General features: G+C 69.9%; 14 protein-coding genes and 1 pseudogene. 3 read left to right on the forward strand and 12 right to left on the reverse strand.

Features of this window, described 5'->3' with window-relative positions:
• Positions 1–877, reverse strand: an 877-nt coding sequence (locus ACR2FV_RS12925; protein WP_434016104.1) for an aspartate carbamoyltransferase catalytic subunit, incomplete at its 3' end; no start/stop codon positions are given.
• A complete protein-coding gene (gene pyrR, locus ACR2FV_RS12930) occupies positions 874–1,503 on the reverse strand; it encodes a bifunctional pyr operon transcriptional regulator/uracil phosphoribosyltransferase PyrR (protein WP_434016105.1) in 630 nt (209 codons plus the stop codon). The genes pyrR and ACR2FV_RS12925, both read right to left, overlap by 4 nt.
• On the opposite strand from pyrR, the gene ACR2FV_RS12935 reads away from it, so the two are divergent.
• Positions 1,485–2,003, forward strand: coding sequence for a Uma2 family endonuclease (locus ACR2FV_RS12935; protein WP_434016116.1), 519 nt, complete (start codon positions 1,485–1,487; stop codon positions 2,001–2,003). The genes pyrR and ACR2FV_RS12935 overlap by 19 nt on opposite strands.
• Positions 2,004–2,033: 30 nt before the next feature.
• On the opposite strand, the gene ACR2FV_RS12940 is transcribed toward ACR2FV_RS12935, so the two are convergent.
• The 5 genes from ACR2FV_RS12940 to ACR2FV_RS12960 all read right to left on the reverse strand — a co-directional run bounded on the left by ACR2FV_RS12940 (position 2,034) and on the right by ACR2FV_RS12960 (position 8,190).
• Positions 2,034–2,285, reverse strand: coding sequence for a monooxygenase family protein (locus tag ACR2FV_RS12940; RefSeq protein ID WP_434016106.1), 252 nt, complete (start codon positions 2,283–2,285; stop codon positions 2,034–2,036).
• Between the two features lie 738 nt (positions 2,286–3,023).
• The gene (locus tag ACR2FV_RS12945; protein WP_434016107.1) at positions 3,024–3,998 is read right to left on the reverse strand and encodes an electron transfer flavoprotein subunit alpha/FixB family protein; all 975 of its coding nucleotides are present in this window, start codon (positions 3,996–3,998) and stop codon (positions 3,024–3,026) included.
• Positions 3,995–4,768, reverse strand: a complete 774-nt coding sequence (locus ACR2FV_RS12950) for an electron transfer flavoprotein subunit beta/FixA family protein (protein WP_434016108.1) — start codon at positions 4,766–4,768, stop codon at positions 3,995–3,997. Before ACR2FV_RS12950 ends, ACR2FV_RS12945 begins: the two co-directional genes overlap by 4 nt.
• Positions 4,768–7,287, reverse strand: coding sequence for a GcvT family protein (locus ACR2FV_RS12955; protein ID WP_434016109.1), 2,520 nt, complete (start codon positions 7,285–7,287; stop codon positions 4,768–4,770). Before ACR2FV_RS12955 ends, ACR2FV_RS12950 begins: the two co-directional genes overlap by 1 nt.
• Before the next feature lie 120 nt (positions 7,288–7,407).
• The gene (locus ACR2FV_RS12960) at positions 7,408–8,190 is read right to left on the reverse strand and encodes an IclR family transcriptional regulator (protein WP_434016110.1); all 783 of its coding nucleotides are present in this window, start codon (positions 8,188–8,190) and stop codon (positions 7,408–7,410) included.
• A 79-nt stretch (positions 8,191–8,269) separates the two neighbouring features.
• Here ACR2FV_RS12960 and purU point away from each other — a divergent pair.
• Positions 8,270–9,140 (forward strand): annotated as a pseudogene (gene purU / locus ACR2FV_RS12965) (formyltetrahydrofolate deformylase).
• Between the two features lie 126 nt (positions 9,141–9,266).
• Positions 9,267–10,037, forward strand: coding sequence for an IclR family transcriptional regulator (locus tag ACR2FV_RS12970; protein WP_434016111.1), 771 nt, complete (start codon positions 9,267–9,269; stop codon positions 10,035–10,037).
• 13 nt (positions 10,038–10,050) lie between these two features.
• Here ACR2FV_RS12970 and ACR2FV_RS12975 read toward each other — a convergent pair whose 3' ends face one another.
• From ACR2FV_RS12975 to ACR2FV_RS12995, 5 genes are all read right to left on the reverse strand, one after another.
• Positions 10,051–10,905: a methylenetetrahydrofolate reductase gene (locus ACR2FV_RS12975; RefSeq protein ID WP_434016112.1), complete on the reverse strand. Its 855-nt coding sequence runs from the start codon at positions 10,903–10,905 to the stop codon at positions 10,051–10,053.
• Positions 10,906–10,965: 60 nt separating this feature from the next.
• The gene (nusB, locus tag ACR2FV_RS12980) at positions 10,966–11,379 is read right to left on the reverse strand and encodes a transcription antitermination factor NusB (RefSeq protein WP_434016113.1); all 414 of its coding nucleotides are present in this window, start codon (positions 11,377–11,379) and stop codon (positions 10,966–10,968) included.
• Between the two features lie 5 nt (positions 11,380–11,384).
• Positions 11,385–11,945, reverse strand: coding sequence for an elongation factor P (gene efp, locus ACR2FV_RS12985; protein ID WP_434016114.1), 561 nt, complete (start codon positions 11,943–11,945; stop codon positions 11,385–11,387).
• An 87-nt stretch (positions 11,946–12,032) separates the two neighbouring features.
• Complete coding sequence (locus ACR2FV_RS12990; protein ID WP_434016117.1) at positions 12,033–12,476, reverse strand: type II 3-dehydroquinate dehydratase; 444 nt, start codon at positions 12,474–12,476, stop codon at positions 12,033–12,035.
• A gap of 41 nt (positions 12,477–12,517) precedes the next feature.
• Positions 12,518–13,061, reverse strand: a 544-nt coding sequence (locus tag ACR2FV_RS12995) for an alpha-galactosidase (RefSeq protein WP_434016115.1), incomplete at its 5' end; no start/stop codon positions are given.

The raw sequence follows: 13,061 nt of genomic DNA on the forward strand, positions 1-13,061 counted from the left end.
CGACCCTGGCCGAGACCTGGTCAAGCACCAGGGACTGGGCGGCGTCGGCGGCGTCGCCGGAGATCTCCAGCCCCCGGTGCATCGGGCCGGGGTGGCAGATGACCGCGTGCTCGGGCATCCGCCGCAGCCGCGCGGCGCTGAGGCCGTACGTCACGGCATACTCGCGCGCGGTCGGGAAGAAGCCACCGCTCATCCGCTCGCGCTGGACGCGCAGCATCATCACGGCGTCCGCGGTCGGCAGGACGTCGTCCAGGTCGTATGACGTGGCGAACCCGTCGGTCTGCGACCACGGGCCGATGCTGCTGGGCATCAGGGTCGGCGGGGCGACCAGGGTGACCCGCGCACCCAGGGTGCGCAGGCACAGGAGGTTGGAGCGCAGCACCCGGGAGTGGGCGAGGTCACCGACGATCGCGACGTGCCGGCCGGCCAGGTCACCGAGGCGGCTGCGCATCGTGTAGGCGTCCAGCAGCGCCTGGGAGGGGTGTTCATGGGTGCCGTCACCGGCGTTGACGATGGAGCAGTCGGTCCACGCCGCGATCTGGGCGGGAGCACCGGATGCCATGTGCCGGATGATCATCATGTCGACGCCCATCGCGTCGATCGTCCTGACCGTGTCGCGCAGACTCTCGCCCTTGGAGACCGAGGTGCCCTTGCCGGTGAGGTTGATGGTGTCGGCCGACATCCACTTGCCGGCGAGCTCGAAGGAGCTGCGGGTGCGGGTGGAGTCCTCGAAGAAGAAGTTGATGATGGTGCGTCCGCGCAGGGTGGGCAGCTTCTTGACCTCGCGGTGCTGCACCTCGTGCATGGTGACGGCGGTGTCCATGATCTCGCTGATCTCGGCGCGGTCCAGGTCGGCCATCGACAGCAGGTGCTTCACGGATGCCCCTCCCGGCGGGGCCCGGTGGCGATGCCCACCTCGTCGTGGCCGTCGATCTCGGCCAGGCGCACCGAGACCCGCTCGGTCTTGGCGCTGGGCAGGTTCTTGCCGACGTAGTCGGGCCGGATCGGCAGCTCGCGGTGACCTCGGTCGATCAGCACGGCCAGGCGCACGATCCGCGGCCGGCCGTAGTCGGCGAGGGAGTCCAGCGCCGCACGCACGGTCCGGCCGGAGTAGAGCACGTCGTCGACCAGGACCACCACCTTGTCCTGGATCCCCCCGTCGGGCAGCTCAGTGGGCTCGACGTGCCGCACCGGCTGGTCGCGCAGGTCATCGCGATACATGGTGATGTCCAGCGTGCCGGTCGGGACCGTGTGGCCCTCCACGTCGCGGATGGCCTGGGCCAGTCTGCGGGCCAGTGGACCACCCCGGGTCGGTATGCCGACCAGCACCAGATCCTGCGGCCCCTTGTTGGCCTCGAGGATCTCGTGGGCGATCCGGCGCAGCGCCCGGGACATCTCCTGGGCGGTGAGCACCACCCGCCCCCCGTCACCCGGATGGTCTGAGGTCTCGGCGCTGCCGGGAGGAGCTGTCGGATCCTGGGGGCCTGTGGTGCCGGGGCTCATCAGGGCCCACACTCCTTCCCCGCCTCACAGGACGGTGGTTAAAGGACTTCGGTGCCCCGACTCTAGCGCGCCCACGAAGTCCGAGGCACCAAGTCCTGGTCCTCGCGCTCGCCCGGAGGCTGCAGGACGCCAGCCCAGCCTCTCTGCAAGCGCTCATCGCCCCGGTCGACGTGCGGATCGACGACGCCACTGTCCTCCAACCTGACGTTCTGATCGTGCCACGCTCCGAGGTCGGCGAACGCTTCGTCCGGCACCCGGTGCTGGCCGTGGAGGTGCGCTCTCCCAGCACCCGCAGCATCGACCTGACGTGCAAGAAGGCACGCTACGAGCGAGCCGGCTGCGCGAGCTACTGGGTGGTGGATCCTGTCGGCCGGAGTCTGACGGCCTGGGATCTCGTCGAGGGCCGCTACGTGCAGGTGGCCTATGCCGTCTCCCCCGACGAGTTGTCCCTGGTCAACCCGGTCCAGGTGCGCGTGCCGCTCGCGGATCTGCTCGCCTGAGCTCCTGGGTCGAGGCGTTGGCGGGCGCTCTCACCTCGCTGCCGGACGGGGACCAACCCGGCCACCGCGCCCACCCATCAGCGTGCGGGCCTGGTGAAAGCCCCACCACTCCTGCTCGCCCCGGTCGGCCGCGGCCTTGTTGGTCTGCAGCTCGCCGAGCATCCGCGGCATCGCCGCAAACACCGGCCCCCACAGGTCCGGCCGCCACGGCCGGTTGATCGTCATCCCGATCAGGAAGACCGCAAGATCTCCCTCGTAGGCGTGGGTCAGCCGCTCGGCCACGGTGCCCTCCTTCGTCGTGGGCAGGGGGTTCTAGCACGCTACTCCGTGTCGAAGACGGGTGCGAGGGTCAACCGGGCGACCAGGGTGCCCTCGGCACCCTCGGCACCCTCTGCACCGACAACCGCAGCGGCACGATCCGGAGTGGCCTCACACGTTCGGCGGGACCGGTCAGGGCTCGCACAGACAAGGGACCTGGTCAGGGGAACCAGACGTACCATCATCGAAGGGCTGAGGGAGCACACGAGGATCCGAGGGGTGTCGATGAGCGCCGGTCACGCAGCCAAGGCAAGTCCGCAAGGGTCCAGACCCTTGATCGCGTGGGGTTTCGTCGTGATCGCAGCGGGGTCTGCTGCCACGGCCTCGCTCATGTTTCTTCAACCATGGGTGTCCTGCGGGGAAGAGGATTCGTCGGCCGGCTGCCCTTCATCGGCAGCAGTCAACATCGTCTTCTCGATCTCAGTGCTTCTCTTCTCGCTAGCTTGCGCCGGCCTGGTGGCGTACAGGCGAAAAGGAGCACGACACCGCGACTCCAAGACCGCTGCCTAATGCCTGCATCTGCCGGTGACGTCACCGTGTTCGTCGAGACCATGGGCGACGTCGACGGTCGGAAACGGTGCATAGGGTGACACTCGGCACCGTACGCACAGCCTGCAAGCGCTATCCCAGTGCATACGGTGACACTCGGCACCGTCAGCACCGGCCGCCATCAGGACGACCTCAGCGGCCCGCGGGCCGACGTCATACCCCTGCGCGGCGGCGGATCTCCTCGTTGACCGCGGGCACGATCTCGTGCAGGTCGCCGATCACCGCGTAGTGCGCCCGGGTCACCATCGGCGCGTCCGGGTCGGAGTTGATGGCCAGGATCGTCTTGGCGCTGGAGCAGCCGGCCCAGTGCTGGATCGCCCCGCTGATGCCGCAGGGGATGTAGAGGTCCGGGGTGATCCGACTCCCGGTCTGGCCGACCTGCTCGTGGTGCGGCCGCCAGCCCAGGCTGGTCACCACCCGCGACACCCCCAGCGAGCCGTCCAGCAGCTCGCTGAGCTCGATCAGGTCGTTGAACCCGTCGGCGCTCCCCGCCCCGCGGCCGGCACCCACGACGACCTTGGCTGTCTTCAGGTTGCCGGACTCATCGGGTGCGCCGGCCTCGGTGCGCGCCACCCGCACCGCCAGGTCGGCGGCCGACAGCGACACCTCGATGGTCTCCACGTCGGGATCGGTCGGCCCGTCGGCGGGAGTCGCCGCGCACGCGTGGCCCGCGACGCTCAGCACGGCCAGGTCCTCGCTCAGACCCATCACCTCCAGCGTCGTGCCGCCGTAGACCTGGCGGCTGACCTCCAGCGGCTCACCGTCGTCCTGACTCTCGACGCGCACCACGTTGGCGGCCATCAGCACGTCGCGACGACAGGCCACGTGGGCCATCACCTCGTTGCCCCGGGGCGTCCCGGCGGCCAGCACCGCGTGGACGTCGCGGTCGGCCGCGGCGACCACGGCCGCCGCCCAGGCACCCGGGGCGTAGGCCGCGAAGCCGTCACCCGACGCCTGCACGATCCGGCTCACGCCGAACCCGCCCAGCCGGGCCCGCACCTCGTCCGAAACCTCGCCGAGGACCAGCGCCGTGACCGGCCCGCCCATCGAGCGGGCGAAGGCGAGCGTCTCCAGGCTCACCTCACTGACCCCGGTGTCGTCCATCTGGATCAGGACCAACGTCGTCATCGCAGCACTCCCAGCTCCTGCAGCAGGTCAGCGACGGCGGGTGCCGCGGCCGGACCCTCCCCCAGGACGGTCACCTGGTTGGGGGGTCGGGGCGGCAGGGTCAGCCGCCGCCGGGCCGAGCCGAGCGGCGTCAGCTCCGGCTCGAGGGTCTCGATCTTGGCCCGCTTGGCCTTCATCCGACCGGGGATGGTGGGGTAGCGCGGCTCCACGCCGCCCTCCATGATCGTCACGACGGCGGGAAGGTCGACCTCGTAGACCTCGGTGCCACCGGTCGGCCCGTCGCCACGGGCCTGCACCTGCCCGTCCCCCACCTCGAGGGTGGAGATCCCGGTCAGCACCGGTCGCCCGAGCGCGTAGGCCAAGCGGACGCCCACCTGGAAGTCCCCGGTGTCCGCGGCGTCGTTGCCGAGCAGGATCAGGTCGTATGCCGTGCCGGCCGACTCGTGTGCCCGGACGACCTCGGCGATAGCCTGAGCGATGTCCGCCGGGCCGTAGGCCGACGGGTCGACCTCGACCAGGACGGCGCCGGTGCAGCCGAGGGCCACGGCATCGCGCAGTTGCTCCACGGCGTCGTCCTCGCCGACGGTCAGCACGGTCACCTCACCGTCGGTGGCGGCCGCCGTCTGCACGGCCAGCTCGATGGCGCACTCCTCATGCGGGCTGACGGTGAAGCCGAGGTGCCGTGCGTCGACACCCATCGAGTCCTCCGTGAGGCTCACCTCTCCACCGGTGTCGGGCACCCGCTTGACGCAGACCAGGATGTTGCTCATCACAGTCCCTTCACACGGTCGTTGGTGGGGTCGAACAGCGGCGTGCTGTCGACCGAGTCGACGGTCACCGGGTAGAGATCCTCCATGTAGGACACGGTCAGCCCGGTGCCCAGCTGCGCCTGCTCGGGCGGCAGGTAGGACATCAGCACGTGCTTGCCCAGCGAGGGAGCCGAGGAAGCACTCGTCACGTAGGGCCGGTGCCCGTGTGCGTCAACGAGGGCCTCGCCCGACGCCGACAGGATCGGCTCGCCGCCGAGCATGTAGCGCTCGACGCCGGAGGCCGACCGGTGGTCCTGCACGGTCAGGGTGCACAGCACCCGGTCCGGCTCGGTCTCCCGTTGCTTGCAGTAGGCCTCCCGCCCGACGAAGTCGGCCTCCTTGACCCGTGGTCGCTGCATGCCGGCCTCGACGATCGTGCGCTCGGAGTCGAGCTCGGCGCCGAATGCCCGGTAGCCCTTCTCGATCCGCCCGGTGCTGCTGTAGACCCCGATGCCGACGGGCACCGCGCCGTGAGCGGCACCGGCCTCGGCCAGCATGCCCCACAGCCGGGCGCCCTGCTCGATCGGGACGTAGAGCTCCCAGCCCAGCTCACCGACATACGAGATGCGCGAGGCGAGCACGCTGAGCGAGCCGGCCTCGATCTCCCGGCAGGTGGCGAACCGGAAGCCCTCGTTGCTGAGGTCGGCTCGGGTGAGCCCGCCGAGGATGTCGCGGGCGCGCGGACCCCATACCCCGATCGTGGTGAAGGCCGAGGTCAGGTCGACCACGGACGCGGTCCCGTCGGCGGGCATCCGGTCGGCGAACCACTTGCGGTCCACCATGCCGTGGGCACCACCGGTGACCACCCGGAACCGGTCACGGGCCAGTCGCATGACGGTCAGGTCGGAGACGAAGCCGCCCTTGGCGTCCAGGACGGGGCTGTAGATCACCCGGCCCAGCGGCACGTCGGCCTGCGCCACGAGGATTCGCTGCACGGCCTCCAGCGCCCCGGGACCGACGACATCGAAGACCGTGAAGGCGGACAGGTCGACGATGCCGGCGCGGTCGCGCATGGCCAGGTGCTCGGCGTTGATGATCGGGGACCACCAGCGGGCGTCCCACTCGTTCACACGCGGCATCACCCGGTCGCCGTACTCCTCCAGCAAGGATGAGTTGGAGTCGTACCAGAACGGGCGCTCCCAACCGGCGGCCTCGACGAACACGGCGCCGAGGTCGCGCTGCGCCTGGTGCATCGGGGCCAGCCGCTGACCGCGGTCGGACAGGTACTGCTCCCCCGGGTGCACGATGCCGTAGGTCTTGATGAAGGCCTCACCGGTGCGCGCCTTGACGTGCGCCCGGGTGGTCTGCTGCGCCGGGAAGCGGGCGATGTCGGAGTGGGACAGGTCGATCTCGCTGTGACCGTGGGTCATCAGCTCGGCCACCGCCCGACCGACACCCGGTCCCTCCTTGATCCAGACCGCGGCGGCGGACCACAGTCCCTTGACCTCGGGGGTCTCGCCGAGCAGGGGCGCACCGTCGGGGGTGAGGGACAGCAGCCCGTTGATCGCGTAGCGGATCTCGGCGCCTTCGGCGCCGAGCAGCTCGGGCATCAGCTCGAAGGCCTGCTCCAGCTGGGGGTCGAAGTCGTCGGCGGTGAACGGCATCTCGGTGGGCGAGAGCTTGGCCGCCTCGATGGAGGGGATCTCCTCGGGGTCGTGCAGGATCGCGCGGTGGGCGTAGGAGCCGACCTCCATGTCGGCGCCGTGCTGGCGCTCGTAGCACAACGCGTCCATGTCGCGCACGATCGGATAGGAGATCTCGCCGTCGCTGCCCGCCAGCAGCGGGACGGGCCCGACGCTGATCAGCTGGTGCACCGCCGGGGTGAGCGGGATCCGGGCGCCGGCCATCTCGGCGATCTTGGGGCTCCAGACACCGCACGCGATGACCACGGTGTCGGCCTCGATGTCACCACCGGAGGTGCGCACCCGAGCGATTCGGCCGTCCTCGACGTCCAGGCCCTCGACCTCGACGGTGGGCACGACGGTGAGGGCGCCCACCTCCATCGCGCGCTCACGCATGATGGTGCCGGCGCGCAGCGAGTCGACGACGCCCACCGACGGGGTCCAGAACGCCCCGATGATCTGGGAGGGATCCAGGTAGGGCACCTTCTCCACCACCTGCTCGGGGCTCACCAGCTCGGACTCGACGCCCCACGCACGCGCGGAGGACATCCGACGGCGCAGCTCCTCCATCCGCTCCGGCGTGCGCGCGACCTCGAAGCCACCGGAGCGGGTGAAGACGCCCATCTCCTGGTACTGCAGCACGCTGTCCAAGGTCAGGTCCGTGATCTCCCGCGAGTGGTCCACCGGGAAGATGAAGTTGGAGGCGTGCCCGGTGGAGCCCCCCGGGTTGGGCAGTGGCCCCTTGTCGATCTGCACGATGTCGCGCCAGCCCAGCCGGGCCAGGTGGTGGACCAGGCTGTTACCGACGATGCCGGCCCCGATCACGACGACGCGAGCGGACTGTGGGACCGAGACCATGGGTGGTCTCCCTTCACGTCAAGGGCTGTTGCGTAGTTCGCAACGTGGAGCGCCATGCGGCACACCGCTAATGCTGCGACCTCTGGCCGCTCCTGTCAACCACCAGATCGGCCCGGGTGCTCAGCGCCGTGGCGGTGAGGCCGCGCCCAGCCGGTCGGACACCCCGGTCGCCGCCTGCACGACCCGGGGCGCCAGCGCCTCGATGCGCTCGGACTCCAGCCGAAAGCTCGGTCCGGACACGCTGAGCGAGGCGACCAGGTCCCCGTGCGCGTCCCTGATCGGAGCGGCCACCGCGGTCAGGCCCACTTCGAGCTCGTCCACGGCAACGGCGTAGCCGAGCTCGCGCACCTGCGTGAGCTCGTCGCGCAGTCGCTTGCTCGACGTGGTGGTCGCAGCGGTGTATGCGGGGAGCCGCGGCACCCTGGCGCTCAGCTCCTCGGGGTCCAGCTCGCTCAGCAGCACCTTGCCGTTGGAGGTCGCGTGCAGCGGGATGCGCCGGCCGACCCAGTTGTGCGGCTGCAGCGCGGAGTCGCCGGCCGCCTGGTCGATGTAGAGCGCCGACTGCTCGGACAGGATCGCGATGTTGACGGTCTCACCGGTCTCTGCGGCCAGGGCCCGGGTGATCGGCCGGGCCTCCTGCACGACGTCCAGGCGTGCGCTGGTCGACCCGGCCAGCCGGAGCACCCCGACACCCAGGCGGTACTTGCCACGCTCCTCGTGCTGCTCCACCATGCCATGCGCCTCGAGGGTCGCCACGAGCCGGAAGACGGTGCTCTTGTGCACCCCGAGCTCGCGCGCCAGGTCGGTCACCCCGCTCTCCCCGCACCGGGCGAGGATGGCCAGCACGGTCAGCGCACGATCGACGGACTGAACCCCGGCGGAAGCGGTCGCACTCTGCGTCATGACTTCCACGCTAGCGCATTCGCTGTTGCGTATCGCACAATGTGTCTTGACAAGCGCAACAACAGGACTCGGAGACCCGATGACCACACAACCCGACGACACCCAGTATGTCCTGACGATCGTCTGCCCGGACCGCTCCGGCATCGTGCACACTGTGACCGGCCTGTTGGTCGGCTACACGGCCAACATCGTGGAGAGCCAACAGTTCGACGACGTCGCCGAGGACCGGTTCTTCATGCGGGTGCGCTTCTCGGTGCCGAGCGGCGGTGCGCAGATCGACGAGCTGCGGGCCGCCTTTCGTGTCATCGCCACCGGCTTCGGGATGACGTGGGAGCTGTGGAACGCGACAACGCCCTACCGCACGTTGATCCTGGTCTCGCGCTTCGGGCACTGCCTCAACGACCTGCTCTTCCGGTGGAGCAGAGGGGCACTGCAGATCGACGTCGTCGGGGGTGGTCTCCAACCATCCGGACCTGGAGCCGATGGCTCGCTCCTACGGACTCGACTTCCATCACATACCGGTCTCCCCGGAGACCAAGGACGCGGCCGAGGCACGGCTGCTGGATCTGGTCGAGCGTCTCGAGGTCGACCTGGTGGTGCTGGCCCGCTACATGCAGGTGCTCTCGGACGAGACCTCCCGGGCGCTGGCTGGCAAGGCGATCAACATCCATCACTCGTTCCTGCCCAGCTTCAAGGGCGGCCGCCCCTACCACCAGGCCTTCGACCATGGGGTCAAGCTGGTGGGGGCCACCGCCCACTATGTGACCGGTGACCTCGACGAGGGCCCGATCATCGAGCAGGACGTCACCCGGGTCGACCATCGCTTCGAACCCGGCGAGCTCGTCTCGGCCGGGCGTGACGTGGAGAGTCAGGTGCTGTCCCGCGCCGTGCGCTGGCACAGCGAGAGTCGGGTCCTGCTCAACGGTCACCGGACGGTGGTCCTCCGCTAAAGTGCTGCGTGGCGGGCGCCACGGTGCGTGCGAGGTGGGCGACCAGTCCACCGATCCTCCATCTGCCCTCCGGTAGTCTCATCATATGGAAATGGAAACCACCATATGAAACAAGACGACGCCCAAATGGCCTCACAGCCGAGCGGAGGAACCCGGGCGGTCGACCGTGCCGCCGCCCTGATCGACCTCGTCATCCGCGCCGGGTCCCCACTGTCGTTCACCGACCTCTGCGACGACTCCGGCCTCGCCCGCTCCACCACGTCCCGGCTGCTGACCGCCCTCGAGCGGACCGGCCTGGTGGAGCGAGAGGTGGACGGGCGGTATGTCGGTGGCGAGCTGTTCGCGCTCTACGCCGCGCTGCACGACCCGTGGCCGCAGGTCGCTCGCATCGCCCGCCCGGTGCTCGAGGCGGTGGGCGAGCAGTGCGGTGAGACGGTTCATCTGGGGGTGGCACGGGCCGACACCGTGGTCCACATCGCACAGGTGGAGTCCACCTACCTGCTGTCGGCGCGCGACTGGAACCAGGTGGACGCGCCGGCCCACTGCAGCTCCCTGGGCAAGGTCCTCTACGCCTTCGGCTGCCTGCCGCTGCCCCCGGACAGTCTGGAGCGGCCCACGGACCGGACGCTGGACCGGTCCCAGCTGCTGGCCGAGCTCGACGAGGTCCGACGCCGGCGCTGGGCCTACACCGCGGACGAGCTCGAGATCGGACTGTCCGGTCTGGCGGCGCCGGTCGAGGGCCTGGACGACACGGTCATCGCGGCTCTGGGGGTCTCCGGTCCGACCGCCCGGTTGCAGCAGGAGCGCCGCGCGGTCGGCGAGATGCTGGTGCAGCAGGCTCGGCGGCTGACCGGACTGCTGCGCACCAGCCCGCTGGCCGGCCCCGGTGCCGCCTGAGCCCTCCGGCAGGTCAGCGCACGGCGCTCAGCCGCTGGAGGTAGTCGCGGCGCCACGCCTCGGTCTCGGCCACCTGGTTGAAGGTGTAGACGTGCAGGCCGGTGACCCGGGACCCCGGCCGCGCGAGCGTCGAGGTGCAGCGCTCCAGGAACCGCTCGCCGGTGAAACCGCCCGGCGCGGCCAAGCGGGTCAGCAGGCGACGGTTCTTGGCCAGGAAGCGGGTGGAGTCACCGACCCCGATCTTGCCGGCCATGGCGAGCAGCTTGGCGCGCTCCACGGGGCCCGGTATGCCGAACAGGATCGGCAGGTCGATCCCCCGCGCGCGCAGCCGCTGGATCCAGTGGGCCACGAGCACCGGGTCGAACGTCAGGTTGCTCACGACGTGCGAGGCATGCCGGCGCTTGTCCCACATCGACTGCACGGTCAGGTCGTCGCTGATCATGGGGTGGGTCTCGGGATAGCCCGTGATGCCGACCTTCATGGCCGGGTTGCCCATCGTGCTCAGGTCGTAGAGCAAGTCGAGGGCGCACGAGTAGTCGCCGGCGGGGGGCCACTGGTCACCGCCGGGGACGAAGACGGTGTCGATGCCGACGGCGTTCAGCCGAGAGGTGATCTCGGCCAGCTCGGAGCGACCGGAGACCATCCGGGCGGCCAGGTGGGGCACCGCCCGGTAGCCGTCGCGGGCCAGTCGCTCGGCGAGGGAGACCGTCGCCTCGACACCCTTCGCGGGCGAAGCGGTCACCGTCAGGGTGCGTCCCAGCGGGACGTGGGCCAGCACGGTGTCCTCGATGCTCGGGGTGGGAAGCACCTCGAAACGCGCGTCCTCCAACATCCTGCTGAGGAACCGCGCACCTTCTATGTTGCGCATGATGAAACTCGAATCGCGATACGCACGGGTCAGGAGGGGAACGTACCATTCCGGGTGACCTCAGACCAGTGTTGCCTTGATCTCGCTCACCCGGGCCAGCAGGCCGTTGACGAACCGCGGCGACTCATCGGTCGACATCCCCTGCGCCAGCACCACCGCCTCGGAGATCGCCACCACGTCGGGCACCTCGTCGTTCCAGACGATCTCCCAGGTGCCCAACCGCAGCATGGCCCGGTCCACCGCCGGCATCCGCTCCAGGGACCACCCCATGCTGTAGGTGGTGAGCACCTCGTTGATCTCGCTCCAGCGATCCAGCACCCCCCGCACCAGGGTCACGGTGTAGTCCGGCAGCGGATGCTGCGTGGTCGGCGCCGTGATCCGGTCCTCGAGCAGCAGGCCGAGGTTGAGGCCCCGCTGGTCGGCCTCGAAGAGCAGCTCCAAGGCGCGCTTGCGGGCCTTGGTTCGGGCGGCCAAGGTGCTCAGTTGACCCGGCCCAGGTAGGACCCGTCACGCGTGTCCACCTTGACCTTGGTGCCGGTCTCGAGGAAGAGCGGCACGTGGATCTCCGCGCCGGTCTCCAGGGTGGCCGGCTTGGTGCCGCCGGTCGAGCGGTCACCCTGCAGGCCCGGGTCGGTCTGCGCGATGTGCAGGACGACCGACGGCGGCAGCTCGACATACAGCACCTGCCCGTCGTGCTGGGCGATCATCGCCTCGGCGTTCTCGAGCAGGTAGTCCGGCACAGTGCCCATTACCGCCGGCGAGACCGGGATCTGCTCGTAGGTCTTGGTGTCCATGAAGATGTAGTCGGTGCCGTCGTGGTAGAGGTACTGCATGTCGGAGCGGTCGACCGTGGCCGTCTCGACCTTGGTTCCGGCGTTGAACGTCTTGTCGACGATCTTGCCGGAGGTGACGTTCTTGAGCTTGGTGCGCACGAAGGCCGGGCCCTTGCCGGGCTTGACGTGCTGGAACTCCATCACCTGCCACAGGCCGTTGCCCATGTCCAGCACGAGGCCGTTCTTGAGGTCGTTGGTGCTTGCCACGTCTGATGCTCTTTCGTCCGGTGGTCGGGTCGTGCGGGCACGCCGGGTCCACGTAAGTGGTCGGGGATCGGCGGTCAGTCTAGCCGCTCAGCCGGCCAGGGCACGGAGGGCGAGCAGGTAGGAGTCGGCGCCGAAGCCGGCGACCGTGCCGGTGGCCACACCGGCCACCATAGAGGTGCGCCGGAAGCTCTCCCGCGCGGCCGGATTGGACAGGTGCACCTCGACCAGCCGCGACCCCATCCCGGTCCGGTGTGCGCAGGCGTCGCGCACGGCATACGAGTAGTGGGTGAACGCCGCGGGGTTCAGCACGACGTCCCACCCGGCCCGGGACGCCTCGTGCAGCCACCCGACCAGCTCCCCCTCGTGATCGCTCTGCCGGCACTCCACACTCAGCCCGAGTGTGTCGCCGAGCGTCTGCAGCTGCGTCGAGATGTCGGCGAGGGTGGTGCTGCCGTAGATCTCGGGCTCGCGCGAGCCGAGGGCCGCGAGGTTGGGGCCGCTGAGGACGAGGACATGGCCGGGCACGAGCACAGGGTATGTCGTGGCGCACGTGCTGAGCACGTCCTCGCCGCCTACGACTGTGCGGTCACCTCTATGAGCAGCCCGGCAGCAGGGTTGAGCACCGGCATCGCCAGCCCGTAGCGAGCCAGCGCACGCCCCCTCAGCACGACCCCCTCCTGGGAGCACCATGCGGGCTGACTCATCGCCTCACCCCGGACAGGGACGTCGTCACGGCGCGTGGGGTCGATGGCGCGCACCGCGTAGTCGAGCTCCGGGTCCAGACCGGGCAGCCGCACCAGGCCGGGCAGGGCGTCGGCGCCGGTCACCAGCCGGACGAAGGCATAGACCGCGTGGGCCCGGTCGGGAGCGACCACACCGTGCAGCCACGCGCCGTCCCGTTCATCCAGGCGCACGGTGCGTCCGCCGTGCAGCAGCCCCCGCAGCCGCTGGTGCACCCCCACCCAACCGGCGATCCGAGCCAGCTCCTCCTCGTCGAGCGCGCTGATGTCGTATTCGATGCCGGCATGACCGAACAGCGCCGTGAGGCAGCGGAAGTCCAGGTGCGTGTGCCGACCCGTGGTGTGTGCCTGGGCCGCCCCGACGTGGGTGCCGATC

The organism is Ornithinimicrobium sp., assembly GCF_051004135.1.
In the GTDB taxonomy this organism is placed as follows: Bacteria; Actinomycetota; Actinomycetes; order Actinomycetales; family Dermatophilaceae; genus Ornithinicoccus.